Genomic DNA, 24,410 nt, shown 5'->3' on the forward strand with positions numbered 1-24,410 from the left:
CATGCCGAGTCACATAACAGAATCCCGTATCCACGGGGGCGCTTACTCGTCCCCGGAATTTGCCGCGATCTTCTCTGATAGCAATCAGGTGCAGACGTGGCTTGATGTCGAGCAAGCCTTGGCGGCAACCCAGGCCGAGATGGGCATCATTCCCCATGAGGCCGCGCGGGAGATCGCCCGCGTGGCCAAGGTGGAACTGTTCGATCTGCAGGCCCTGGGCCAGGAAAGCATGGAGACAGGACATATCCTGGTGCCTACCATCCGGGCACTGGCCAAGGCCTGTAGCGCCCACTGGGGGGAATACGTGCACTACGGCGTGACCACCCAGGACATCCTTGATACAGGGCTCATCCTGCAGATCAAGGACGCCTGGGGGCACACCCTGAGCCGGCTGCATTCGATCCGTGAGCATCTGCGCGTCCTGGCGTTGCGTTACCAGCACACGCCGATGGTTGCGCGAACCCATGGCCAGCAGGCGCTGCCCACGACGTTCGGCTACAAGGTGGCGGTTTGGCTTGATGAAATCGACCGTCACCTGGAGCGTTTTGACGAGGCCCAGGCGCGGGTGCTGGTGGGCAACCTGACCGGGGCGGTGGGCACCATGGCCGCGTTTGGTGCGCAGGGCTTTGAGATTCAGCGGCGCACGTTGGCCAGGCTCGGGTTGGCGGCACCGCTGACCAGTTGGCACAGCGCACGGGACCGGGTGCTAGAGGCTGCATGGCTCCTGGTCCAGACCTCGATGACCCTGGGCAGGGTGGCGAATGAAATCTACCACCTGCAACGCACCGAGATAGACGAAGTGCGCGAGCACAGCCGAGCGGGGCAGGTGGGCAGCAGCACCATGCCGCACAAGCAAAACCCGTCCACGGTCGATCTGATCAGCGCCCTGTCGCGGCTGGTCCGGGCGCAGATGGTGGCGCTGACCGACGCCGCGTTTCAGTTGCACGAACGGGATGGCACGACCTGGCGCATCGAGTGGGCGGCGTTGCCCGAACTGTTCATTTATGCCGGTGCCCTGCTCACCCGCATGGATGGCGTGCTGGCGGCAGGGCTCGATGTCCGGGAGGAGCGCATGCGTTCAAACCTTGACCTGCTGGGCGGCCTGATTCTGTCGGAGCGGGTGATGCTCGCCCTGGCGGCGCAGTTTGGCAAACAGACGGCCCATGAGCTGGTGCATGAGGTGTCCCTGGCGTCACGGCGAAGCGGGATTTCGTTTCGCGACGCCTTGCTCAAGCACAAACGTTTGCAGGGCTGTTTCACCCCACAGGCGCTCGAAGATCTACTCAACCCCGCCACCTATACCGGGCTGGCGGCGGACATGGTCGAGCAGGTCGCTCGCAAGCCGCTGTCCACCCCTTTACATGGAGCTGGTGAAGGGGCGATCTCAACTCAAGGAACTCTCAGTCAGTCTCAGTACGTGATGGAGGATATGTGATGGATTCACAAACGCTGGAAATGGTCGGGCGTTCGTCGTGCACCGTACATTCGGACAACCTCGGCACCGATCAGGCCGAATCGGCGTGCCGGCACGAGCATAGCCACATTCTCGATTCGCAAACCCATGGAGGAGGGTATGCCGGCCCCGTCAGCCGGAGAATTTTTTGCAGCCACTGCCGCCTGCAACGCTGGCTCGACGTGGAAGCCGCGCTGGCGATGGCGCAGGCGGATGTCGGCATCATCCCGCAACAGGCCGCGCTCGAGATTGAGAAGGCGGCACGGCTCTCGACCGTCAACTTGCTTCAGATCGCCGAGGGCGTGGCCAGTACGGGCCACTCGCTGATGCCGCTGCTCAGTGCCTTGCAGCAAAACTGTAGCCCGAGTGCCCGTGAATACGTGCACTTCGGCGCCACCACCCAGGACATCCAGGACACCGCCCAGTCCCTGGAAATGCGTGATGTGCTGGACGCCATGGAAGGTTCGCTCGAAGGGCTGTTGCTCAAGCTGACCACGTTGGCGAACGAGCAGCGCAACGCCCTTATGGTCGCCAGAACCCACTCGATTCCGGCCTTGCCCACCACGTTCGGGCTGAAAGTGGCGGGCTGGATCGACGAACTCATGCGCCATCGCGAGCGCCTGGGGGAAGCCCGCAAGCGGGTTCTGGTGGTGCAGCTGTTTGGTGGCGTCGGCACGATGGCGGCGTTTGGCACTGAGGCCATGCCCATGCTTGAGCGCTTTGCGCAGCGGCTGTCGTTGGATGCACCCCTGGCCGGTTGGCATGTGTCCCGTGACCGCGTGGCGGAATTCGTCAGCACCCTGGCGATGGTCACCGCGTCGCTGGCGCGGATTGCAGATGAGATCCGCACCCTGAACCGCTGGGAGATCGGCGAGCTTGAGGTGGGCTGGAGCGCGCAGCAGATCGGCAGCAGTACCATGCCGCACAAGCGTAACCCTGAAGGCTGCGAACAGGTGGTCGTGCTCGCGCGTTTGGCCAAGGTCCAGGTCATGCTCGCCCTGGATGCAATGATTTTGGAGCACGAGCGCGACTATCGCGGCACGCGCCTTGAGTGGTGCGCGGTTGCGGATGTCTCCCACTATGCGCTGATGGCGATCTCGCTGCTGACCGACACGATCATTGGCCTGACCGTCAACGACAAAACCATGGAACGCACGGCAAACGCCTTCAGTGAGGCCATTTGCACCGAGGCATTCGTGTTTGAAATGGCGAAAAAACTGGGCAAGAGCAGCGCCTACGCAATCATCTTTGAGATCACCCAGGCGAGCCAGCGCAACCGGGTGTCGATGCGTGAGGCCATTGAGTCCGATCCGCGGGTCAGTGCGGTCATGGGGGAGGAAACCCTGGCAAAGCTGTTTGAGCCTAGAAGTCATCTGGGCATGGCTGAAAAAATCGTCGACAACGTGCTGGGCAAGGCTGCCGGGCATTACTGAGTCACCCACCGCTTATGCGGGCGCAGAAAAAATCCAGGAGAGAGAAATGTCAAAGGCTATGGAAGTGGATAACGCGAAGGTCGAGCAGTTTTCTGCGAGGATCATGGAAGATTATGGCAACACCCTGCGTGGGGCCATGCTCTACATCGGCGATCAGTTGGGCTTGTTCAAGACCCTTGCGGACAGTGAGTGGGTGACCTTGGAGGAGTTGGCGCAAAAGAGCGGCTACAACGCGCGTTACCTGCGCGAGTGGCTGGGCAGCATGGCGACCGGCAACTACGTCACCTACGATCCGCAAACCAGGCGCTACCGCATGCCGCCCGAATTTGTGCCCGTGCTGGCGGACGAAGAGTCACCGTATTTCGCCGGTGGCATCATCCAACTGAGCGTTCCTTTTGTGAGCATGGCGCCGAAAGTTATCGAGGCCTTCCGCAATGGGGGTGGCTGCGCAGAAGAAGCGTTCCCGCTTGAGACCTGGGAGGGGATGGAGCGCATGACCATGCCCTGGTACAAGCACTACCTTGTCCAGCACTGGATCCCGTCGCTGGACGGCGTCGAAGAAAAGCTGCGCACCGGTGGCAGCGTGCTTGATTTTGGCTGCGGCAGCGGCCTGGCCGCGATCACCATGGCCAAGGCCTATCCTGAGGCTCAGGTCTATGGCTGTGACTTCCATGGGCCGTCCATCGAACGTGCGCGGGCCAACGCCAAGGCTGCCGGGGTGGCTGACCGGGTGCATTTTGAAGTCAGTGATTCCGATGCGTTGGTCGGTAAGAAATTCGACTTCGTCACCACCTTCGTGGTGATCCACGATGCCACCGATCCACAGCAAATGATCAAGGACCTGCGCGAATCGACCGCTGATGACGGCACCTTCCTTATGGTCGAGCTCAACCTCTCCGATGAGCTGCACGAAAACATGAACCTGTTCGGTCGGGTGATGTATCCGCAGAGCACGCTTTACTGCATGACGTGCTCGCTGTCCCATGGCGGTGAAGGGCTGGGTGCCTTCATGGGCGAGGACCGTGCGCGGCAGATGGCCGAGAAGGCGGGGTTCAGCCGATTCCGCAAAGTCCCCTCGGCCCGACCTGCGCTGCCCGCGTTGTTCGAGCTCAAGCCTTAACGCCAGCCCAATCCTGGTGTGAGCGAGACCTGCTCACTCACACCAAGGATCGCCCACAGGTATTTTGAACAAAAAAATAGCCCTCGAAACGAGGGCTATTTTAGTGGGGCTTGGTGTCACGCCACGTCAAGCAGCGCTACCGGATCAGCAGCTGTAGTACAGCTCGTATTCCAGTGGGTGTACGAAGGTGCGGACCTTGATTTCTTCTTCGCTTTTCAGGGCGATGTAGGCATCGATAAAGTCGTCGCTGAACACACCGCCTTTGGTCAGGAACGCACGGCCCTTGTCCAGCTCTTCCAGGGCTTCTTTCAGGCTGCCGCACACTTGTGGGATCTCTTTGGCCTCTTCAGGCGGCAGGTCGTACAAGTTCTTGTCGGCGGCGTCGCCTGGGTGGATCTTGTTCTGGATGCCGTCCAGGCCAGCCATCAGCAGTGCAGCAAAGCCCAGGTACGGGTTGGCGGCTGGGTCCGGGAAACGTGCTTCGATACGGCGAGCGCGAGGGCTGGACACGTAAGGAATACGGATCGACGCGGAACGGTTGCGTGCCGAGTAGGCCAGCATGACCGGCGCTTCAAAACCTGGCACCAGACGCTTGTAGGAGTTGGTCGACGGGTTGGTGAAACCGTTCAGGGCCTTACCGTGCTTGATGATACCGCCGATGAAGTACAGGGCGGTGTCGGACAGGCCGGCATAACCTTCGCCGGCGAAGGTGTTCTTGCCATCTTTGGCGATGGACAAGTGAACGTGCATCCCCGAACCGTTATCGCCGTACAGAGGCTTGGGCATAAAGGTCGCGGTACGGCCGTAGGCTACGGCCACGTTGTGTACGCAGTACTTGAGGGTCTGTACTTCGTCAGCCTTGGCCACCAGGGTGTTGAACTTCACACCGATTTCGTTCTGGCCGGCAGTCGCCACTTCGTGGTGGTGAACTTCGATGACCAGGCCCATGTCTTCCATGGCGTTGCACATGGAGGTACGGATTTCGTGGTCGTGGTCGAACGGTGGCACCGGGAAGTAGCCGCCTTTGACGCCTGGACGGTGGCCATGGTTGCCGCCTTCCACGTCCTGGTCGGACATCCACGAACCCTGGTCGGAGAAGATCTTGAACATGGAGCCGGAGATGTCGGACTTGAACTTCACTTGGTCAAAGATGAAGAACTCAGGCTCAGGACCCACGAATACGGTGTCACCGATACCGGTGGACTTCAGGTATTCCTCGGCACGCTTGGCGATCGCACGTGGGTCGCGGTCGTAGCCTTGCATGGTCGAAGGCTCGATCACGTCGCAGACGATGATCAGGGTCGGCTCTTCGGTGAACGGGTCGAGTACGGCGGTGGAGTCGTCCGGCATCAGGATCATGTCGGAGGCTTCGATGCCTTTCCAGCCGGCAATGGAGGAACCGTCGAACATTTTGCCTTCTTCAAAGAAGGCGTCATCCAGCGCGTCGCGAGCCGGCATGGTCACGTGGTGCTGAGTGCCTTTGGTGTCCGTGAAGCGCAGATCAATCCATTTAACGTCATGATCTTTGATGAGTTGAACCGACTTCGACATAGTGTCCTCCGGGTGGCTTCGGGCTGGGGTAGTGGAGTAGCCCTTAGAATGTGGGTGATGCCGGCGCGGATAGTCCGCCATGGCAACCTGCCTCACAAGAGAGCAAATTACATGCCAGTGCCCCGACATGGGTTTTTTGCCTCAAAATGGCCCCTATAACGGTGCAAATCGTTAAAGCGGCAAAAAATACGCACTGCAATGTAGCGTAGCTCTTTATTAATGCACCTATTTGGTGCGCTATACGCCGTTTGTATATTAACTGGTTAAACCTTGAGCGATTTCCGCTATAATCCGCGCCCCCCTTTTTCGGCTGGCCCTGTGCGCGCTGTTTCCATGAAATTAATCGTTAAAGTCTTTCCCGAGATCACCATCAAGAGCCGACCGGTACGGATGCGTTTCATCCGTCAGTTGGCCAAGAATATCCGCGCCGTGCTCCGTGACCTGGACCCGGCCGTGGTGGTGAATGGTGTGTGGGACAATCTCGAGCTGGAAACCCGCGTTACCGACCCTAAGGCCTTGAAAGATATGACCGAGCGCCTGAGCTGCATGCCGGGCATCGCGCATTTCCTGCAGGTGGACGAGTACCCCCTGGGCGACTTCGACGACATCACGCAAAAATGCAAACTGCACTTTGGCAGCAGCCTTGAAGGCAAGATTTTTTCGGTGCGTTGCAAGCGTGCCGGCAAGCACCCGTTCAGCTCCATGGACGTCGAGAAATACGTCGGCAGCAAGCTGCGTCGCGAGTGCGGCGCCGCTGGAATTTCGCTGAAAGAGCCGCAAATTGAAGTGCGCATCGAAATTCGCGACCAACGGTTGTTTGTGATCCACAGTCAGCACAACAGCATCGGCGGCTACCCGCTGGGGGCGCTGGAGCAGACCCTGGTGCTGATGTCCGGCGGTTTCGACTCCACCGTGGCGGCCTACCAGATCATGCGCCGTGGCCTGATGAGTCACTTCTGCTTCTTTAACCTGGGCGGGCGTGCACACGAATTGGGCGTGATGGAAGTCGCGCACTATATCTGGAAGAAGTACGGCAGTTCCCAGCGCGTGCTGTTTGTCAGCGTACCGTTCGAGGAAGTCCTGGGAGAAATTCTCGGAAAAGTCGATAACGGTCATATGGGCGTCGTATTGAAGCGTATGATGTTGCGTGCAGCGTCGAAAATCGCCGACCGCCTGCAAATCGAAGCGCTGGTGACCGGCGAGGCGATTTCCCAGGTCTCCAGCCAGACCCTGCCGAACCTGTCCGTGATCGACTGCGTGACCGACAAGCTGGTATTGCGCCCGCTGATCGCCAGCCACAAGCAGGACATCATCGACCTGGCCAACGAAATCGGCACCGCTGATTTCGCCAAGCACATGCCAGAGTACTGCGGGGTCATCTCGGTGAACCCCAAGACCCATGCCAAGCGCCACCGCGTGGAGCATGAAGAGAAAGAATTCGACATGGCGATTCTGGAGCGAGCGCTCGAGAACGCCAAACTGGTGCCGATCGATCGGGTCATCGACGAGTTGGGCCAGGATGTGCAGATCGAAGAAGTCAGCGAAGCCCTGGCCGGCCAGATCGTCATCGACATCCGTCACCCGGATGCCGCTTGCGACGAGCCGCTGGAAATCGCTGGCATCGACGTGCAAGCGCTGCCGTTCTATGCACTGAACGCGCGTTTCAAGGAACTGGATAACAGCCGTCAGTACCTGCTGTATTGCGACAAAGGCGTGATGAGTCGCCTGCATGCCCACCATTTGCTCAGTGAGGGGCATGCCAATGTGCGCGTTTATCGACCGAGCTAAGAGCCCGGGGCTGTTTGCCTGTGGCCTGCGTCACCGGCCCCCCGACTCTGCCGTCAAGCTGTAACGGCAAGGCCTGACTCTACTGTTAATCGCTGCCACGACCTGTCAGCACACCGAATCCTCTGATCGAGATACACAAGTGATCGAAAATCTACGTAACATCGCCATCATTGCCCACGTTGACCATGGTAAAACCACCCTGGTAGACAAACTCCTGCGTCAATCCGGCACCCTGGAGCGCAACGAGCTCAACGACGAGCGCGTGATGGACTCCAACGACCAGGAAAAAGAGCGCGGTATTACCATCCTGGCGAAAAACACCGCCATCAACTGGAACGGCTACCACATCAACATCGTGGACACCCCGGGCCACGCCGACTTCGGCGGCGAAGTTGAACGTGTAATGTCGATGGTCGACTCCGTTCTGCTGCTGGTTGATGCCCAAGACGGCCCTATGCCGCAAACTCGTTTCGTGACCAAGAAGGCTTTTGAAGCCGGCCTGCGTCCAATCGTGGTGATCAACAAGGTTGACCGTCCAGGCGCGCGCCCGGACTGGGTTCTGGACCAGATCTTCGACCTGTTCGACAACCTGGGCGCCACCGAAGAACAACTGGACTTCAAAGTCGTCTACGCCTCGGCCCTGAACGGCATTGCCGGTCTGGAACACACCGCCATGGCTGAAGACATGACCCCGCTGTACCAGTCGATCGTCGACAACGTACCTGCGCCGAAAGTCGACCGTGACGGTCCGTTCCAGATGCAAATCTCGGCACTGGACTACAACAGCTTCCTCGGTGTTATCGGCGTTGGCCGTATCGCCCGTGGTCGCGTCAAGCCGAACACTCCGGTCGTGGCTATCGACGCCACCGGCAAGAAGCGTAACGGTCGTATCCTGAAGCTGATGGGTCACCACGGTCTGCACCGTATTGACGTTGAAGAAGCGGCGGCTGGCGACATCGTGTGCATCAGCGGTATGGACTCGCTGTTCATCTCCGACACCCTGTGCCACCCGGACATGGTTGAAGCAATGGTGCCGTTGACCGTTGACGAGCCAACCGTTTCCATGACCTTCCAGGTAAACGACTCGCCTTTCTGCGGTAAAGAAGGCAAGTTCGTGACTTCCCGTAACATCAAGGAACGTCTGGACAAAGAGCTGCTGTACAACGTTGCACTGCGCGTTGAAGAAGGCGACTCGGCTGACAAGTTCAAGGTTTCCGGCCGTGGTGAGCTGCACCTCTCGGTACTGATCGAAACCATGCGTCGCGAAGGCTTTGAAATGGGCGTGGGTCGTCCTGAAGTGATCATCCGTACTGTTGACGGCGTGAAGCAGGAACCGTTTGAAAACGTCACCATCGACACCCCGGAAGAATCCCAGGGCAAGGTCATGGAAGAGATGGGCCTGCGTAAGGGCGACCTGACCAACATGGTGCCGGATGGCAAAGGCCGTGTGCGTCTGGAATACAACATCCCTGCTCGTGGTCTGATCGGTTTCCGTAACCAGTTCCTGACCCTGACCAACGGTGCTGGCATCCTGACCTCGATCTTCGATCGCTACGACACCATGAAGTCCGGCGACATGTCCGGCCGTCAGAACGGTGTTCTGGTATCGGTAGAAACCGGCAAGGCGCTGACCTACTCCCTGGAAACCCTCCAGGCGCGTGGCAAGCTGTTCGTTGAACACGGTCAAGAGATCTACAACGGCCAGATCGTTGGTCTGAACAGCCGTGACAACGACATGGGCGTCAACCCAACCAAAGGCAAGAAGCTCGATAACATGCGTGCTTCGGGTAAAGACGAAACCATCGCCCTGGTTCCACCTGTTCGCTTCACCCTGGAACAGGCTCTGGAATTCATCCAGGACGACGAGCTGTGCGAAGTGACGCCTAAGTCCATCCGTCTTCGTAAGAAGATCCTGGACGAAGGCGAGCGTACCCGCGCTGCCAAAAAGGCCAAGAACTGATCCTTAGTTCCAGCTGAAAAAAACGCCCCCGGTCGAAAGGCCGGGGGCGTTTTTTTATGCCTTGTGATCGTTCCCACGCTCCGCGTGGGAATGCCTCCTGGGGCGCTCTGCGCCCCGCTGCCAAGGGCAAGCGGCTGCATTCCCACGCGGAGCGTGGGAACGATCCATCCGGGTTAGAACTTGTCGAGCGTGCGCAGCTTGGTCTCGCGCACCACTTCCTTGGGCTTGTACGCGCAATACCCCGGCCGTGGCCCGATCTTCGGATGATTGCGGCAGGTATCCGGGCGTTTGTCATAAATAGTGCAGAAGCGCGTCTTACGATCCAGGTACAGGCAGTCGTTGTTGCTCATGCGCTGCAGGGTAAAGATCTCGGACTTGGAGTTGAACCGTTCGACAATGCCTTCCTTCTGCAAGCGCTTGGCGATGTTCTTCGGCGGGTCGCCGCGCTCGAATTCATCGACGATGCCAATGCGGATCAAATCCTTGATCTTCACCTCAACCGGCAGGGTGCAGCAGTTGGACGTGCAGCCGCCGCACATGTGGCTGGAGTATTTCTGCCACGTTTCGAGACGGTCGAGTTCCGCGGCGGCGATCAGTTGAGGCTTCATCAGGTTTCCAAGAGGGGCTTTGTCCGGGCGCGCGATCATACCGGGATTGGTGATTTTTTGAACAGTATTTTACGGGTTTCGGCTCAAAGGCGGCTTTGGCACGTAAACAGGCACGGCCCCTGCATCTAATTGCTCTATGGATGAATGAGTGAAAAAACTGCCGAACCGTCAGCCACGGGGTTTGTCAGACCGTCTAGGCTCTAAGACTTCCCTTCTTCTATCTCGCCCGAGGTCGCACCGATGTCTGAGGAACCGCTTGTACGAGAAGCAGAGGTAGCCGCGTTTCGCGAGGCTGTCTTGACCAAGCTCACTTATGCGGTGGGCAAGGATCCCGATCACGCCTTTGACCACGACTGGTTTGAAGCCATTGCCCTGGCGGCGCGCGACCATATGGTCGAGCACTGGATGGACCACACGCGGCGTATCTACCGGCGCGGGCAGAAGCGGGTGTATTACCTGTCCCTGGAGTTCCTGATAGGCCGCTTGCTGTTTGACAGCCTGAGCAACCTCGGCCTGCTGGAGGTGGCGCGCGAAGCCCTCGGCGAGTTGGGTGTGGACCTGGAGCGCATTCGCCTGCTGGAGCCCGATGCGGCCCTGGGCAACGGTGGCCTGGGGCGCCTGGCCGCGTGCTTTATGGAAAGCATGTCGACCTTGGGCATTGCCGGCCATGGCTATGGCATTCGCTACGAGCACGGGCTGTTTCGCCAGGCGATTGTCGATGGCTGGCAGCAGGAACAGACCGAGCGCTGGCTGGATTTCGGCAACCCCTGGGAGTTCGAGCGCGCCGAGGTGATCTACCCGATCGGCTTTGGCGGCAGCGTCGAGACCGTGCTGGATGAGTCCGGCAAGTCGGTCCAGGTCTGGTCGCCCAATGAAACCGTGCGCGCGGTGGCCTATGACACCCCGGTGGTCGGCTGGCGTGGGGCCAGTGTGAACACCTTGCGCCTGTGGCGTGCCCGCGCCGTGGAAGACCTGCACCTGGAGCGCTTCAACGCCGGCGACCATCTGGGCGCCGTTGCCGAAGTGGCCCGTGCCGAAAGCATCTCCAGGGTGCTTTACCCGGCCGACAGCACCGAAGCGGGGCAGGAATTGCGCCTGCGCCAGGAATACTTCTTCGTCTCGGCCTCCCTGCAAGACCTGCTGCGCCGCCACAAAAACATGCACGGCTCGGTATTGAGCCTGGGCGAACATGCAGCCATCCAGCTCAACGACACCCACCCGTCCATCGCCGTGGCCGAGTTGATGCGCCAATTGGTCGACTTGCACGATATCGCCTGGGATGCGGCCTGGCAGGTCACGGTGGAGACGCTGTCCTACACCAACCACACCCTGCTCCCCGAAGCCCTGGAAACCTGGCCGGTGGGCCTGATGGAACGCATGCTGCCGCGGCACATGCAGATCATCTATCTGATTAACGCCCAGCACATCGACTCGCTGCGGGCCAAGGGCATCCACGATTTCGACGTGCTGCGTGCGGTCTCGCTGATCGAAGAAGACAACGGCCGGCGCGTGCGCATGGGTAACCTGGCGTTTCTTGGTTCCCACAGTGTCAACGGCGTCTCGGGGCTGCACACGCAGTTGATGCGCAGCACGGTGTTTTCCGAACTGCACAAGCTCTACCCCGACCGAATCAACAACAAGACCAACGGTATTACCTTCCGTCGCTGGCTGTTCCAGGCCAACCCCAAGCTTACGGCCATGCTGGTGGACGCCCTGGGCCCGGACATCCTCGACAATATGGAGGAGCGCCTGGTAGAGCTGGAGACCTTTGCCGAGAAGGAGGCGTTCCGCAAGGCTTTCGCCGAGCAGCGTCTGCACAGCAAGCGCGTGCTGGCCGATATCATCCATGAGCGCCTGGGGATTTCGGTCAACCCGGCGGCGATGTTCGATGTGCAGGTCAAGCGGATCCACGAGTACAAGCGCCAGTTGTTGAACCTGTTGCACACCGTTGCCCTGTACCAGGCGATTCGTGCCGAGCCCGAGGTGAATTGGGTGCCGCGGGTGAAAATCTTTGCCGGTAAGGCGGCGGCCAGCTATCACCAGGCCAAGCTGATCATCAAGCTGACCAACGACATCGCCCGTACCGTGAACAACGACCCGACCGTGCGCGGCCTGCTCAAGGTGGTGTTCCTGCCCAACTACAACGTCAGCCTGGCAGAAAACATCATCCCGGCGGCCGACCTGTCGGAACAGATCTCCACCGCCGGGTTCGAGGCGTCGGGCACCAGCAACATGAAATTCGGCCTCAACGGCGCACTGACCATCGGCACCATGGACGGCGCCAACGTCGAGATGCACGAGCGCATCAGCTGCGAGCACATGTTTATCTTCGGCCTGAGCGCCGAGCAGGTGGATGCACGCAAACAGGCCGGAGAATTCAATGCCGCTCCCGATATTGCGGCGTCCCACCGCTTGAACGACGTGCTGCAAGCGATCCGCGGCGGGGTGTTCTCGCCGGACGATCCGGGGCGCTATGTGGGGCTGATTGATTCGTTGATCGACTACGACCGCTTCCTGGTGTGTGCCGACTTCGATGCCTACTGGGCCGCCCAGGCGCGGGTCGAAGCCCATTGGCATGACTCCAAGGAATGGTGGCGTTCGGCGGTGCTCAACACGGCGCGCACGGGCTGGTTCTCGTCCGACCGAACCATCCGGGAATATGCGACCGAGATCTGGAAAGCCTTGGACTAGACGCCACGCAACCCCCTGTAGGAATGGGCTTGTGTAGGAGCTGGCTTGCCTGCGATAGCATCCCCTCGGTGTTACTGATACACCGAGGCGTCTGCATCGCAGGCAAGCCAGCTCCTACACAAGCCCGCTCCCACATTGGTTATGCGTCTATATACTAGGCCTCGGTTTGCTTAGGGATTTGGACCATGCAATGGATGTTCATGCTGATTGGCCTGGTGCTCGGCTGGGCGCTGGATGAATCGTTCAGTGATGCAGGCTTCGGTGCACTGCTGGGTTTGGGGATTGGCCAGGCCATTCGCCTGTCGCACCTCGGCAGTGCCCTGAAGGCGCTGGAGCAACGCCTCGCACTGCTGGAAAAGCCGCCTCAGGTCGAACCATCCATGGCCGAACCCGCGCCTGCCCCAGAGCTGGTCTGGGAGTTGCCCGCCGAACTGCAACCCATCTCTGCTCCCGAGCCGAGCCCGCCGCTGCCGGACGACCTGTGGAAACCGGCCGCCGTTGCCCGCGAAGCTGAACCCGAAACGCCCCGTAGCCCCAACCTGATCGAACGGGCCATCGGCGCCGCGCGCAACTGGCTGTTGGGCGGCAATACCGTGCTGCGGGTCGGTGTCGTCCTGCTGTTTTTGGGCCTGGCGTTTTTGCTGCGCTATGCCACCGAAGGTGTGGATGTGCCCATTGAGCTGCGCTACGCCGGAGTCGCCGCCTGCGCCCTGGGCTTGCTGGGCCTGGGTTGGTGGCTGCGCCTGCGCCGGGGCAGTTACGCGCTGATCCTGCAAGGCACCGGTATTGCGGTGTTGTACCTGACGGTGTTCGCCGCCATGCGCCTGCATCCCTTGCTCGACCCCGGCGCGACGCTCGGCCTGTTGGTGGCGGTGACGCTGTTTTCGGCGATCCTGGCGATTACCCAGGACGCCATCGGCCTGGCCTGCGCCGCTGCCCTCGGCGGGTTTGCCGCGCCGATCCTGGCGTCCACCGGCGAAGGCAGCCATGTGGCGCTGTTCAGCTACTTCGCCCTGCTCAACGCCGGCATTCTCGCCATCGCCTGGTTCAAGGCCTGGCGCTTGCTCAATGTGATTGGCTTTGCCGGCACCTTCGGCATTGGCTTCGCCTGGGGGATTCGTTCCTACACCCCGGAACTGCTGTGGAGTAGCGAGCCATTCCTGATCCTGTTCTTCCTGATGTACCTGGCCATCGGCCTGTTGTTTGCGCGGCGCAAACTCCTGGAAACCCCCGACGCTCCGGCCGATGCCAGCCGTGGCGCGCTGCTGCGCTGGTCGGCGGCCAAGGGCGATTATGTCGATGGCGGCCTGTTGTTCGGCCCGCCGCTGGTGGCGTTTGGTTTGCAGTTCACCCTGGTGCAACACCTGGCCTTTGCTCCGGCTTTCAGTGCGCTGGCATTGGGCATCATCTATATGGCCCTGGCGCGGGTGCTCAGGGGCGGGCGCACGGTGTTGCTGGCAGAAACCTGCCTGGCCCTGGGCGTGATCTTCGCCAGCCTGGCGATCCCCCTGGGCCTGGATGCGCGCTGGACCGCCGCAGCTTGGGCGGTGGAGGGCGCGGGGATCCTCTGGCTTGGCCTGCGTCAGCAGCGCACGTTGGCGCGTGGGTTCGGCCTGTTGTTGCAACTGGGTTCGGCGCTGGCCTTTCTCAGTGAGCTGGAGGTGGGCGAACACACGCTGCTGGACGGCGCGGCGCTGGGCGCCTTGTTGCTCGGCGTGGCGTTGCTGTTCAGCTATCAGCAACTGCGCACGGCTGCGCAGGAGCAGACCACGCCGTGGGAGCGCCAGGGCTTGCCGGTCCTGGCCGGCCTTGGCCTGGGCTTTGTGTACCTGCTGGCGCCGTTGCTGTTGGCCGAGCAGGGCACCGCGATCAGTTGGGCGCTGGCCGGGTTGGCCTGCGTGTTTGTCGGCGTGCATATCGCTTCGCGGACCGTCCTGTTCTGCGCGCTCGGCGTGCAAGTGTTGGCGGGGACGTTGCTCACGCTGACGTCATGGGGCACCGAGGAATTGCCGGTGTTTCGCCATATCGGTTTCTGGGCGCCCATGCTGGTCGGGCTGCCCGCCTTTGTCGGGGCCTGGCGTTTGCAGGGCGGCGGTCAACGGCTCAACTTGCCGCTGCTAGCCAACGGCCTGCTGGCCTGGGGCGCGGCGTGGTGGGTGTTGGCGCTGAACCACGAAGTGCTGCGTTTCACCCCGCCGGAGTTGCAAGCCACCTTCCTATTGGCGGCGGCAGCGGCCAGCGCGGCACTGTGGACGCTGCTGGCGTTGCGCCTGCGCTGGGCCTCCCTGTCCACCCTCTGCCTGTTGCTGATGCCGGCGGCGGCGCTGGTGCTGCTGGTGTCGTTGCATCGCTATTACCATCCGGCAGCCGAATGGGGCTGGCTGGCCTGGCTCGCGGTGTTCGCCGTGCATTTTATCGCGCTGCGTTATTTGGCCGACCTGGCGGCGGCCAAGGCCCTGAGCGTGGCCCATGTGCTGGGCTGCTGGATGCTGATCGGCATGCTGGCCCTGGAGTTACGCTACGGCCTGTTGGTGCTCTCGGTGCAATACAACGCCTGGCGCTGGCTGGGCTGGGCGATTTTCCCCAGCCTGTACCTGATAGCGGTTGCTGCGCCGCGCCAGTGGCCGTGGCCGGTATCCGCTTATGCGCGTGAATACCGCTTGCTGGCCGCGCTGCCGTTGGCGGCGCTGATGCTGGTGTGGTTCTGGCTGGCCAATATCTTCAGCGACGGTACGGCCAGGCCATTGCCATATGTGCCGTTGCTCAACCCCTTGGATCTTGGCCTGCTGTTCGCGCTGCTGGGTGTGTACTTGTGGGCGCGCAGCGCGGCGCCGCAACTGGGCGGCCGCACCCCGTGGGTGGCCCAGGGCGTTGCCGGGGTCTCGCTGTTTGCCTTCTTCACCGCCTTGGTGATGCGCGCGGCGCACCATTGGGGCGGCGTGCCGTTTGAGCTGGATGCGTTGCTCGATTCGATGCTGGTCCAGGCCGGGCTGTCGATTGTCTGGACCCTGATTGCCCTGGGCCTGATGATCGGCGGCCATCTGCGCAATCGTCGGGAGGTGTGGCTGGTCGGCGCGGTGCTGATTGGGGTGGTGGTCGCCAAACTGTTCCTCGTCGAGCTGAGCAACCGTGGCGGGCTGGAGCGGATTGTGTCGTTTATCGGCGTGGGCGGGTTGTTGCTGGTGGTGGGTTATTTCGCCCCGCTGCCGCCTAAACGTGAACTGCAAGGAGCATCCTCTTGATCGGCAAACTGAGCATCGCGCTATTGGGCCTGTGTGCCGCCTTATCGGCAGGGGCCCGGGAAGCCCCCGGCGACTTCACCCGCCAGGCGCCACTGCTGATCAGCGGCGAAGGCCCTTGGTACCGCCTGGAACTGCCGCTGGCCGTGCAATTGAGCGCCCGTCAGGCGGATCTACGTGATGTGCGGGTCTTCAATGCGGCCGGTGAGCCCCTGGCATATGCGCTGGTGCGGCAGTCGGCCCAAGGCACAGAAAACCTGACCCGCCTCAAGGGCTTCCCGTTGTACGCCACCGCCGACAGTGGCGACACCGCACCGGGCGTGCGCGTGCAATCCAGCGCCACCGGCACCTTGGTCCAGGTGCAACCTGCCAGTGAAGCGCCGACCGGCACGCAGGTGCGGCGCGGCTGGTTGCTTGATGCCAGTGCGGTCGAGGCACCGTTGCACAAACTGATCCTCGACTGGAGTAGCGAGCGCGACGGTTTCCAGCGTTTCAGCATTGAAGCCAGCGATGACTTGCAGCAGTGGCGGGCGTGGGGCGAAGGGCAGGTGGCGCGCCTGGCGTTTGCCGATGAACGGGTAGAGCAGCGTGAAGTCGCTTTGCCAGGGCAGTCGGCCCGCTACTTGCGCCTGTTATGGCAAGGCCAGGCCGCGTCTGAGTTGACGTCCATCCAAGTGCAGAGCACCAGCAGCCTGCCATTGGCGCTGGTATGGTCGCAGCCGATGGCCGGTAGCGTCATCCAGCCCGGGCAATACAGCTGGCAGTTGCCCACGGCGCTGAATATCGAACGGGTGCGCATCGAGTTGCGCCAATCCAATAGCCTGGCGCCGGTTGGCCTGCTGGGGCGCCAGGGCAGCCAGCAGGCGTGGCAGCCGTTGAGCCGTGGTTTGCTCTACCGGTTGACGCAGGGCGGGCAAGACGTCACCCAGGATCAATTGCAGCTGCCGGGTTACCCGGTCGAGCAACTCAAGCTGGAGGTCGATGAGCGCGGTGGCGGCCTGGGGGCCGAAGCCCCGGCGTTGCGCTTTGCCGTGCGGGCCACGCAACTGGTGTTCCTGGCGCGGGGCGAGCCGCCGTTCACCCTGGCGGTGGGCAACCCGTCGGTCAAGGCGGCGAACCTGTCGTTGGCGACGCTGATCCCCGACTACTCACCGCAGCGCTTCGCGGCGTTGGGCCAGGCCAGGGTCGATGGCCAGTGGCACGCCAATGTGCCGGTCGCACCCACTGTCGCAGGTATCAACTGGCAGGCAATCGGCCTGTGGGCCGTATTGCTGCTGGGCGTAGCGGCACTCGGGGGCATGGCCTACAGCCTATTGCGCAAGCCGCCGGCCAAGCCCTGAGCCGGGGCCTACATGAACTCTGTCAGGCTTATCTCGTCTGATAGGAGGAAATGCGCCCCGACTCGCGCTAAACTGCGCGGGTTTTTAGCCCCCCCCATTCTCCGGAGCCGTCCATGTCCCGCGTTACCCTGAGTCGCTATTTGATTGAGCAGACCCGCAGCAACAACACCCCTGCCGATCTGCGCTTCCTGATCGAAGTGGTGGCGCGTGCTTGCAAGGAAATCAGCCACGCCGTGTCCAAGGGCGCGCTGGGCGGTGTCCTGGGCAGCATGGGCACTGAAAACGTGCAAGGCGAAGTGCAGAAGAAACTCGACGTGATTTCCAACGAAATCCTGCTCGAAGCCAACGAATGGGGCGGTCACCTGGCCGGCATGGCGTCTGAAGAAATGGACAATGCCTACCAGATCCCGGGCAAATACCCCAAAGGCGCGTACCTGCTGGTATTCGATCCGCTGGACGGCTCGTCGAACATCGACATCAACGCGCCAGTCGGTACCATCTTCTCGGTGCTGCGTTGCCCTAACGAATACCTGAGCCAGAACGAAGCCCTGAACGAAAAGGCCTTCCTGCAGCCAGGCACCGAGCAGGTCGCTGCCGGCTATGCGATCTACGGCCCGCAGACCATGCTGGTGCTGACCCTGGGCGATGGCGTCAAGGGCTTTACCCTGGACCGTGAAATGGGCAGCTTCGTGCTGACCCACGAAGACATCTCCATTCCTGCCTCGACCCAGGAATTCGCGATCAACATGTCCAACCAGCGCCACTGGGAAGAACCGGTCAAGCGCTACGTCAACGAGCTGATGGAAGGCGAAGAAGGCCCGCTGAAGAAAAACTTCAACATGCGCTGGGTGGCCGCGATGGTTGCCGACGTGCACCGCATCCTGACCCGTGGTGGCCTGTTCATGTACCCACGCGACAGCCGCGAGCCGTCCAAGCCGGGCAAACTGCGCCTGATGTACGAAGCCAACCCGATGTCGTTCCTGGTTGAGCAGGCGGGCGGTGCGTCGACTGACGGCCACCAGCGCATCCTCGACATCCAGCCTGAAGGCCTGCACCAGCGTGTGGCGGTGTTCCTGGGGTCCAAGGAAGAAGTGGCGCGTGTGACCGGTTACCACAAGAAGGCGTAACGCCTTTTGTAGGAGCGAGCTTGCTCGCGAAGGACGTTAACGATAACGCGGGCTATCTGGATACCCAAGTTGCCTGGAAGTTTTTCGCGAGCAAGCTCGCTCCTACAGTGAACCTTGCGCGTCAGATCAAGCCCCGAAACGTTTCAGCGTTGCGGGGCTTTTTTTGTTTTTGCCTTCCGGGAACCAGACCCCCCTTTTCCCTTCTAAGCTTCTGGCAGACCCCCACTGCTGCGTGTCCCTCCAGGAGCTCTACCATGTCGTTACGCCGTCTCGCCCTCTTGTGCTTTTGCGTGCTGTTGGCCGCTTGCAGCAAGGTCACCCAGGAAAACTACCAGAAGCTCTCGGCTGGCATGGCCAAGGCCGAGGTGGAGTCGCTGTTGGGCAAGCCCACTGATTGTTCCGGCGCGCTGGGCATGTCCAGTTGCACCTGGGGCGATAAAAACAGCTTTATCAGCGTGCAGTACGCCGGTGACAAAGTTCTGATGTTTTCCGGGCAAGGCCTGAAGTAAACCGGGGCGCAAGCCTGCGGGAGAAGAAGAATGATGCGTTTTGTTTTGTACCTTTGCGCCAGCCTGTTTTTGGCAGGCTGCGCCAGCCATTCTGGCGATGATCTGCAACCCAAGACTGTTGGCAGCGTCAACCTCAAGCGTTACCAGGGCACCTGGTACGAGCTGGCCCGTCTGCCCATGTACTTCCAGCGCAACTGCGCGCAATCCGAGGCCCGTTATTCCCTGCTGCCCGATGGCGACATGTCAGTGTTCAACCGCTGCCTGACCACCGAGTGGAAGTGGGAAGAAGCCAAGGGCACGGCTACGCCGCAGGTCCCGGGCAAGACCGACAAGCTGTGGGTCGAATTCAATAACTGGTTCACCGCCCTGCTGCCGGGCGTGACCAAGGGCGATTACTGGGTGTTGTATGTCAGCGATGACTACAAGACTGCCATCGTCGGCAGCCCGAGCCGGCGCTATATGTGGCTGTTGTCACGCACGCCGACTGTCAGTGCCGACACCCGCGAAGACCTGCTGAGCAGGGCACGCCAGCAGGGTTACGACACCACACGGTTGATCTGGCGTACGTCGGACAAGCAGATGGCCAAGACCTCGCAGTAACCCGAAACAAGGTCGAGTAAAGAAGGGCGGGCTTGCCATAAAGCCCGCTCTTTTTTTTGCTGGTTCTTTGCAACGCCAGAAGGGCACCAAACATACCCATAGGGGTTATGTGTTGTTCTTAAGCCAGTAGGTCTCTGAGGACTTGCGTGAAGGCCCGGCTGCTCTCTTCCTCGCCAGCATGCCGCCCATCGCGCACTACCCACTGGCCATTGACCAGCACATCCCGCACCTGCCGATCCCCGCCGGCAAACAGCCAGCGATTAAGAATGCCATCCTCATGGGCCGTGGCCAGGTATGGATCATTGCCATCGAGCACCAGCCAGTCCGCACGCTTGCCCACTTCCAGGCGGCCAATGGTTTGCCCCAGCGCCTGGGCGCCGCCGTCCAGCGCCGCGTCATACAGGGTGCGGCCGACCATCGGTTGATCGCTGCGATACAGCCGGTTGCGCCGCTGGTCGCGCAGGCGCTGGCCGTATTCCAGCCAGCGCAGTTCTTCGACCACGCTCAAGGACACATGGCTGTCCGAACCAATCCCCATGCGCCCGCCCTGGGCCAGGAAGTCCACTGCCGGGAAAATCCCGTCGCCCAGGTTGGCCTCAGTGGTCAGGCACAGCCCGGCGATCGCCCGGCTGTTGGCCATCAATGTCACTTCGTCGGGGTTGGCGTGGGTGGCGTGCACCAGGCACCAGCGCTGGTCGACATGCACGTTGTCATACAGCCATTGCAGCGGGCGCTTGCCGCTCCAGGCCAGGCAATCGTCGACTTCCTTTTGCTGCTCGGCGATATGGATATGCACCGGGCAGGCCTTATCGCTGGCGGCCAGCACTGTGCTGATCTGTTGCGGCGTTACCGCGCGCAATGAGTGGAAGCATAGGCCCAGTTGCTGTGCCGGTTGTGCCGCCAGGATCGGTTGCAGGCGTGCCTGCAGGTCCAGGTAGTTATCGGTGCTGTTGATAAAACGGCGCTGGCCGTCGTTCGGCGCCTGGCCGCCAAAGCCCGAGTGGCTGTACAGCACCGGCAGCAAGGTCAGGCCGATCCCGCTGCTGGCCGCCGCCAGGCTGATCTGGCGCGACAGTTCGGTGGGGTCGCTGTAAGGCTGGCCGCTGATATCGTGGTGTACATAGTGGAACTCGGCGACCGAGGTGTAGCCGGCCTTGAGCATCTCGATATACAGCTGGCGGGCGATGACCTGTAATTGCTCGGGGCTGATCTGGCCGACCATGCGGTACATCAGGTCGCGCCAGGTCCAGAAACTGTCATTGGGGTTGCCGGCGACCTCCGCCAGCCCCGCCATGGCCCGTTGAAACGCATGGGAATGCAGGTTCGGCATGCCCGGCAACAACGGGCCTCTCAGCCGTTCGGCGCCGTCTGCGCTGGCATTGGCCGCAACGTTGGTCAGCAGGCCATCGGCGCTGACTTCAAGGCGTACATCAGTGGCCCATCCATTAGGCAGCAGCGCGCGTTCGGCAAAGAAAGCGGACATGATCAAGGCACCCCGGTCGTGTGTTTATTTGTATATACATATACAGACGTTTGCCTGCTCGGTAAACTCCGGCAATCTATGCATCTTTTCCCTCTGCAAGGATTCCCCGTGCCGACTCCGCCCGCCAAGTCCCCGCTGGCTGCCCACATGGACGAAAGTCCGGCGCCCTTGTATGCCCGCGTCAAGCAGATGATCAGCCAGCAGATTCTCAACGGCAACTGGCCGCCGCACTATCGCGTGCCGTCGGAAAGCGAGTTGGTCAACCAACTGGGCTTCAGCCGCATGACCATCAACCGGGCCCTGCGCGAACTGACCGCCGAAGGGCTGCTGGTGCGCATGCAAGGTGTTGGCACCTTCGTCGCCGAGCCCAAGAGCCAGTCGGCGCTGTTCGAGGTGCATAACATCGCCGACGAGATCGCCTCCCGTGGCCATCGCCACACCTGCCAGGTCATTACCCTGGGCGAAGAAGCCGCGGGTTCCGAGCGCGCCGTGGCCCTGGAAATGCGTGAAGGCGGACGGGTATTCCACTCGCTGATCGTGCACTACGAAAACGATATCCCGGTGCAAATCGAGGACCGTTTCGTCAACGCCCTGGTCGCCCCCGAATACCTGCAACAGGATTTCACCCAGCAAACCCCCTATGCCTATCTCAACCAGGTGGCGCCGCTGACCGAGGGCGAACATGTGGTGGAAGCGATCCTGGCCGACCCGCAGGAATGCAAGCTCTTGCAGATCGAGGCCGGCGAGCCGTGCCTGCTGATTCGCCGGCGCACCTGGTCCGGGCGCCAGCCGGTGACCGCCGCACGTCTGATCCACCCCGGTTCCCGGCATAGCCTTGAAGGACGTTTCAGCAAATGAGTGCAGTCAAGGTCTGGCGCGCTGCCGATTACGTACGCATGCCGTGGAAGAACGGCGGCGGCAGCACCGAAGAAATCACCCGCGATGCCGGCCAGGGCCTGGACGGTTTTGGCTGGCGCCTGTCGATTGCCGATATCGGCGAATCGGGCGGCTTTTCCACGTTTGCCGGGTACCAGCGGGTGATTACCGTGATCCAGGGCGCGGGCATGGTGTTGACCGTGGACGGCGAGGAACAGCGTGGGTTGTTACCGCTGCAGCCCTTTGCCTTCAGCGGCGAAAGCCAGGTGACATGCCGCCTGATCACCGGGCCGATTCGCGACTTCAACCTGATCTATTCGCCCCAGCGTTACCATGCGCGCTTGCAGTGGGTGGATGGGGTGCAGCAGTTTTTCAGCACCGCGCACACCGTGCTGGTGTTCAGCGTGGCCGATGAGGTAAAGGTGCTGGGCGAAGTGCTGGGGCAGCATGATTGTTTGCAGGTGGACGGTAACGTCGGGTTGCTGGATATCAGCGTGACTGGCCGCTGCTGCCTGATCGAACTGACCCCGCGCGATTAAACCTGTGGGAGCTGGCTTGCCTGCGATTGCGGTGTGTCAGACAAGTGGCTATCGCAGGCAAGCCAGCTCCCACATGGGTTATGCATAGGCTGCACAATCTGTTTCCAGTCCCGCACCAAGTTGTTACCGAATGCCCCAGCAGGGCGCAATGTCCTGCCTTTGTAGCGACTCCTCGGATTTTTAAACCATCGCTGTAGGAAATTTCACCAAGCCTGGAAGCCTTGATTTCAGAGGCTTACGCGTCCATGAAAAAAAATCTTAGCCACCCATTCATCAAGTTGGCCGCTTGATTGCATATGCTTGTATGTACAAGTAAAGGTGTGTGCATAAGAGTCGCTAAACATCCTCTTCGCACCATCGTGTTCGCGCATCGATTGCTGAGGAGTTTTTTGTGACTGACTTTTCCCAGAACAAGCCTACCAAGTACCGCGACGTTGAAATCCGCGCCGCCCGTGGCAACACGCTCACCGCCAAAAGCTGGCTGACTGAAGCGCCGCTGCGCATGCTGATGAACAACCTCGACCCGCAAGTGGCCGAGAACCCCAAGGAGCTGGTGGTGTACGGCGGTATCGGCCGTGCGGCGCGTAACTGGGAGTGCTACGACCAGATCGTCGACAGCCTGACCCACCTGAACGACGACGAAACCCTGCTGGTGCAATCCGGCAAGCCGGTCGGTGTGTTCAAGACCCACAGCAATGCCCCGCGCGTGCTGATTGCCAACTCCAACCTGGTGCCGCACTGGGCCAGTTGGGAGCACTTCAACGAACTGGATGCCAAGGGCCTGGCCATGTACGGCCAGATGACCGCCGGCAGCTGGATCTACATCGGCAGCCAGGGCATCGTCCAGGGCACCTACGAAACCTTCGTCGAGGCCGGTCGCCAGCATTACGATTCCAACCTCAAGGGCCGTTGGGTGCTCACCGCCGGCCTCGGCGGCATGGGCGGCGCCCAGCCTCTGGCCGCGACCCTGGCCGGCGCGTGCTCGCTGAACATTGAGTGCCAGCAGGTCAGCATCGATTTCCGCTTGAACAGCCGTTATGTCGACGAACAAGCCAGCGACCTCGACGACGCCCTGGCGCGCATCGCCAAGTACACCCAGGAAGGCAAGGCTATCTCCATCGCCCTGCTGGGCAACGCTGCCGAAATCCTCCCGGAACTGGTCAAGCGCGGCGTACGCCCGGACATGGTCACCGACCAGACCAGCGCCCACGACCCGCTCAATGGCTACCTGCCCGCCGGCTGGACCTGGGAGCAATACCGCGCCCGCGCCAAGACCGAGCCCGCCGCCGTGATCAAGGCCGCCAAGCAATCGATGGCCGTGCACGTGCAGGCGATGCTGGCCTTCCAGAAAATGGGGGTTCCGACCTTCGACTACGGCAACAACATCCGGCAGATGGCGCAGGAAGAAGGCGTGGAAAATGCCTTCGACTTCCCGGGCTTTGTCCCGGCCTACATCCGCCCGCTGTTCTGCCGTGGCATCGGCCCGTTCCGTTGGGCGGCCCTCTCGGGTGACCCGCAAGACATCTACAAGACCGACGCCAAGGTCAAGGCGCTGATCCCCGACGACGCCCACCTGCACAACTGGCTGGACATGGCCCGCGAGCGCATCAGCTTCCAGGGCCTGCCGGCGCGCATCTGCTGGGTCGGCCTGGGCCAGCGCGCCAAGCTCGGCCTGGCGTTCAACGAAATGGTACGCAGCGGTGAGCTGTCGGCACCGGTGGTGATCGGCCGTGACCATCTGGACTCCGGCTCGGTGGCCAGCCCCAACCGCGAAACCGAATCCATGCAGGACGGTTCCGATGCCGTGTCCGACTGGCCGTTGCTCAACGCCTTGCTCAACACCGCCAGCGGCGCGACCTGGGTTTCGCTGCACCACGGCGGTGGGGTGGGCATGGGCTTCTCCCAGCACTCGGGGATGGTGATTGTCTGCGACGGCACCGACGAAGCCGCCGAGCGCATTGCCCGCGTGCTGCACAACGACCCGGCCACCGGGGTGATGCGTCACGCCGATGCGGGCTATCAGATCGCCATTGATTGCGCCAAGGAGCAGGGCCTGAACCTGCCAATGATCAAGTAACGCCTGGCTCGGTTCC

The 24,410-nt window shown here is 61.4% G+C and carries 17 protein-coding genes; 14 read left to right on the plus strand and 3 right to left on the minus strand.

Annotated elements, in window-relative coordinates; all coding sequences use genetic code 11:
- Position 1 precedes the first annotated feature (1 nt).
- The 3 genes from purB to AC07W7_RS04980 are packed head-to-tail and all read left to right on the plus strand — an operon-like array spanning position 2 to position 4,006.
- Positions 2-1,435, plus strand: coding sequence for an adenylosuccinate lyase (gene purB / locus AC07W7_RS04970; protein WP_099169241.1), 1,434 nt, complete (start codon positions 2-4; stop codon positions 1,433-1,435).
- Positions 1,435-2,886, plus strand: coding sequence for a class-II fumarase/aspartase family protein (locus tag AC07W7_RS04975; RefSeq protein WP_076961672.1), 1,452 nt, complete (start codon positions 1,435-1,437; stop codon positions 2,884-2,886). Before purB ends, AC07W7_RS04975 begins: the two co-directional genes overlap by 1 nt.
- Before the next feature lie 46 nt (positions 2,887-2,932).
- Positions 2,933-4,006 carry a class I SAM-dependent methyltransferase gene (locus tag AC07W7_RS04980; RefSeq protein WP_495038857.1) on the plus strand — a complete coding sequence of 358 codons (1,074 nt, stop codon included), beginning with the start codon at positions 2,933-2,935 and terminating at the stop codon, positions 4,004-4,006.
- A gap of 144 nt (positions 4,007-4,150) precedes the next feature.
- Here the strand turns inward: AC07W7_RS04980 and glnA are convergent, their stop codons facing one another.
- Positions 4,151-5,557, minus strand: coding sequence for a glutamate--ammonia ligase (glnA, locus tag AC07W7_RS04985; RefSeq protein WP_029295916.1), 1,407 nt, complete (start codon positions 5,555-5,557; stop codon positions 4,151-4,153).
- A 333-nt stretch (positions 5,558-5,890) separates the two neighbouring features.
- Here glnA and thiI point away from each other — a divergent pair, with 333 nt between their 5' ends.
- Together thiI and typA are read left to right on the plus strand one after the other, a co-directional pair.
- The gene (thiI, locus tag AC07W7_RS04990) at positions 5,891-7,345 is read left to right on the plus strand and encodes a tRNA uracil 4-sulfurtransferase ThiI (protein ID WP_099169240.1); all 1,455 of its coding nucleotides are present in this window, start codon (positions 5,891-5,893) and stop codon (positions 7,343-7,345) included.
- A gap of 139 nt (positions 7,346-7,484) precedes the next feature.
- Positions 7,485-9,305, plus strand: a complete 1,821-nt coding sequence (typA, locus tag AC07W7_RS04995; protein ID WP_076961675.1) for a translational GTPase TypA — start codon at positions 7,485-7,487, stop codon at positions 9,303-9,305.
- A gap of 173 nt (positions 9,306-9,478) precedes the next feature.
- Here typA and AC07W7_RS05000 read toward each other — a convergent pair whose 3' ends face one another.
- On the minus strand, positions 9,479-9,913 hold the full coding sequence (locus AC07W7_RS05000; RefSeq protein WP_032862271.1) for a YkgJ family cysteine cluster protein: 435 nt from the start codon (positions 9,911-9,913) through the stop codon (positions 9,479-9,481).
- Positions 9,914-10,153: 240 nt separating this feature from the next.
- On the opposite strand from AC07W7_RS05000, the gene AC07W7_RS05005 reads away from it, so the two are divergent.
- The 6 genes from AC07W7_RS05005 (at position 10,154) to AC07W7_RS05030 (ending at position 19,419) form a co-directional block, all read left to right on the plus strand.
- Complete coding sequence (locus AC07W7_RS05005; RefSeq protein WP_076961676.1) at positions 10,154-12,604, plus strand: glycogen/starch/alpha-glucan phosphorylase; 2,451 nt, start codon at positions 10,154-10,156, stop codon at positions 12,602-12,604.
- Between the two features lie 185 nt (positions 12,605-12,789).
- Complete coding sequence (locus tag AC07W7_RS05010) at positions 12,790-15,846, plus strand: DUF2339 domain-containing protein (protein ID WP_495038858.1); 3,057 nt, start codon at positions 12,790-12,792, stop codon at positions 15,844-15,846.
- Positions 15,843-17,183, plus strand: a complete 1,341-nt coding sequence (locus AC07W7_RS05015) for a DUF3999 domain-containing protein (RefSeq protein WP_495038859.1) — start codon at positions 15,843-15,845, stop codon at positions 17,181-17,183. Before AC07W7_RS05010 ends, AC07W7_RS05015 begins: the two co-directional genes overlap by 4 nt.
- 113 nt (positions 17,184-17,296) lie before the next feature.
- A complete protein-coding gene (locus AC07W7_RS05020) occupies positions 17,297-18,310 on the plus strand; it encodes a class 1 fructose-bisphosphatase (protein WP_032862268.1) in 1,014 nt (337 codons plus the stop codon).
- A gap of 254 nt (positions 18,311-18,564) precedes the next feature.
- A complete protein-coding gene (locus AC07W7_RS05025) occupies positions 18,565-18,819 on the plus strand; it encodes a lipoprotein (RefSeq protein WP_038445326.1) in 255 nt (84 codons plus the stop codon).
- A 30-nt stretch (positions 18,820-18,849) separates the two neighbouring features.
- Entirely contained in the window at positions 18,850-19,419 is a 570-nt protein-coding gene (locus AC07W7_RS05030; RefSeq protein ID WP_076961679.1) for a lipocalin family protein, read from the plus strand.
- A gap of 118 nt (positions 19,420-19,537) precedes the next feature.
- On the opposite strand, the gene AC07W7_RS05035 is transcribed toward AC07W7_RS05030, so the two are convergent.
- Positions 19,538-20,902: a formimidoylglutamate deiminase gene (locus AC07W7_RS05035; RefSeq protein ID WP_495038860.1), complete on the minus strand. Its 1,365-nt coding sequence runs from the start codon at positions 20,900-20,902 to the stop codon at positions 19,538-19,540.
- Positions 20,903-20,980: 78 nt separating this feature from the next.
- Between AC07W7_RS05035 and hutC the strand changes: the two genes are divergently transcribed.
- The 3 genes from hutC to hutU all read left to right on the plus strand — a co-directional run bounded on the left by hutC (position 20,981) and on the right by hutU (position 24,394).
- The gene (gene hutC / locus AC07W7_RS05040; protein ID WP_154220425.1) at positions 20,981-21,760 is read left to right on the plus strand and encodes a histidine utilization transcriptional repressor HutC; all 780 of its coding nucleotides are present in this window, start codon (positions 20,981-20,983) and stop codon (positions 21,758-21,760) included.
- The gene (locus AC07W7_RS05045; RefSeq protein ID WP_076961682.1) at positions 21,757-22,317 is read left to right on the plus strand and encodes a HutD/Ves family protein; all 561 of its coding nucleotides are present in this window, start codon (positions 21,757-21,759) and stop codon (positions 22,315-22,317) included. The genes hutC and AC07W7_RS05045 overlap by 4 nt, the downstream gene beginning before the upstream one ends.
- Before the next feature lie 391 nt (positions 22,318-22,708).
- Positions 22,709-24,394, plus strand: a complete 1,686-nt coding sequence (gene hutU / locus AC07W7_RS05050) for a urocanate hydratase (RefSeq protein ID WP_495038861.1) — start codon at positions 22,709-22,711, stop codon at positions 24,392-24,394.
- Positions 24,395-24,410 lie beyond the last annotated feature (16 nt).

It is taken from the genome of Pseudomonas sp. GW821-FHT01D09, from assembly GCF_059422465.1.

Excerpts from the sequence above, each read along its gene's own strand:
- hutC (WP_154220425.1), top strand. The coding sequence starts at position 20,981 with ATGCATCTTTTCCCTCTGCAAGGATTCCCCGTGCCGACTCCGCCCGCC.
- AC07W7_RS05035 (WP_495038860.1), bottom strand. The coding sequence starts at position 20,902 with ATGTCCGCTTTCTTTGCCGAACGCGCGCTGCTGCCTAATGGATGGGCC.
- purB (WP_099169241.1), top strand. The coding sequence starts at position 2 with ATGCCGAGTCACATAACAGAATCCCGTATCCACGGGGGCGCTTACTCG.
- AC07W7_RS05010 (WP_495038858.1), top strand. The coding sequence starts at position 12,790 with ATGCAATGGATGTTCATGCTGATTGGCCTGGTGCTCGGCTGGGCGCTG.
- AC07W7_RS05000 (WP_032862271.1), bottom strand. The coding sequence starts at position 9,913 with ATGAAGCCTCAACTGATCGCCGCCGCGGAACTCGACCGTCTCGAAACG.
- AC07W7_RS04980 (WP_495038857.1), top strand. The coding sequence starts at position 2,933 with ATGTCAAAGGCTATGGAAGTGGATAACGCGAAGGTCGAGCAGTTTTCT.
- glnA (WP_029295916.1), bottom strand. The coding sequence starts at position 5,557 with ATGTCGAAGTCGGTTCAACTCATCAAAGATCATGACGTTAAATGGATT.
- AC07W7_RS04975 (WP_076961672.1), top strand. The coding sequence starts at position 1,435 with ATGGATTCACAAACGCTGGAAATGGTCGGGCGTTCGTCGTGCACCGTA.
- AC07W7_RS05020 (WP_032862268.1), top strand. The coding sequence starts at position 17,297 with ATGTCCCGCGTTACCCTGAGTCGCTATTTGATTGAGCAGACCCGCAGC.
- AC07W7_RS05005 (WP_076961676.1), top strand. The coding sequence starts at position 10,154 with ATGTCTGAGGAACCGCTTGTACGAGAAGCAGAGGTAGCCGCGTTTCGC.
- AC07W7_RS05030 (WP_076961679.1), top strand. The coding sequence starts at position 18,850 with ATGATGCGTTTTGTTTTGTACCTTTGCGCCAGCCTGTTTTTGGCAGGC.
- AC07W7_RS05025 (WP_038445326.1), top strand. The coding sequence starts at position 18,565 with ATGTCGTTACGCCGTCTCGCCCTCTTGTGCTTTTGCGTGCTGTTGGCC.
- AC07W7_RS05045 (WP_076961682.1), top strand. The coding sequence starts at position 21,757 with ATGAGTGCAGTCAAGGTCTGGCGCGCTGCCGATTACGTACGCATGCCG.
- thiI (WP_099169240.1), top strand. The coding sequence starts at position 5,891 with ATGAAATTAATCGTTAAAGTCTTTCCCGAGATCACCATCAAGAGCCGA.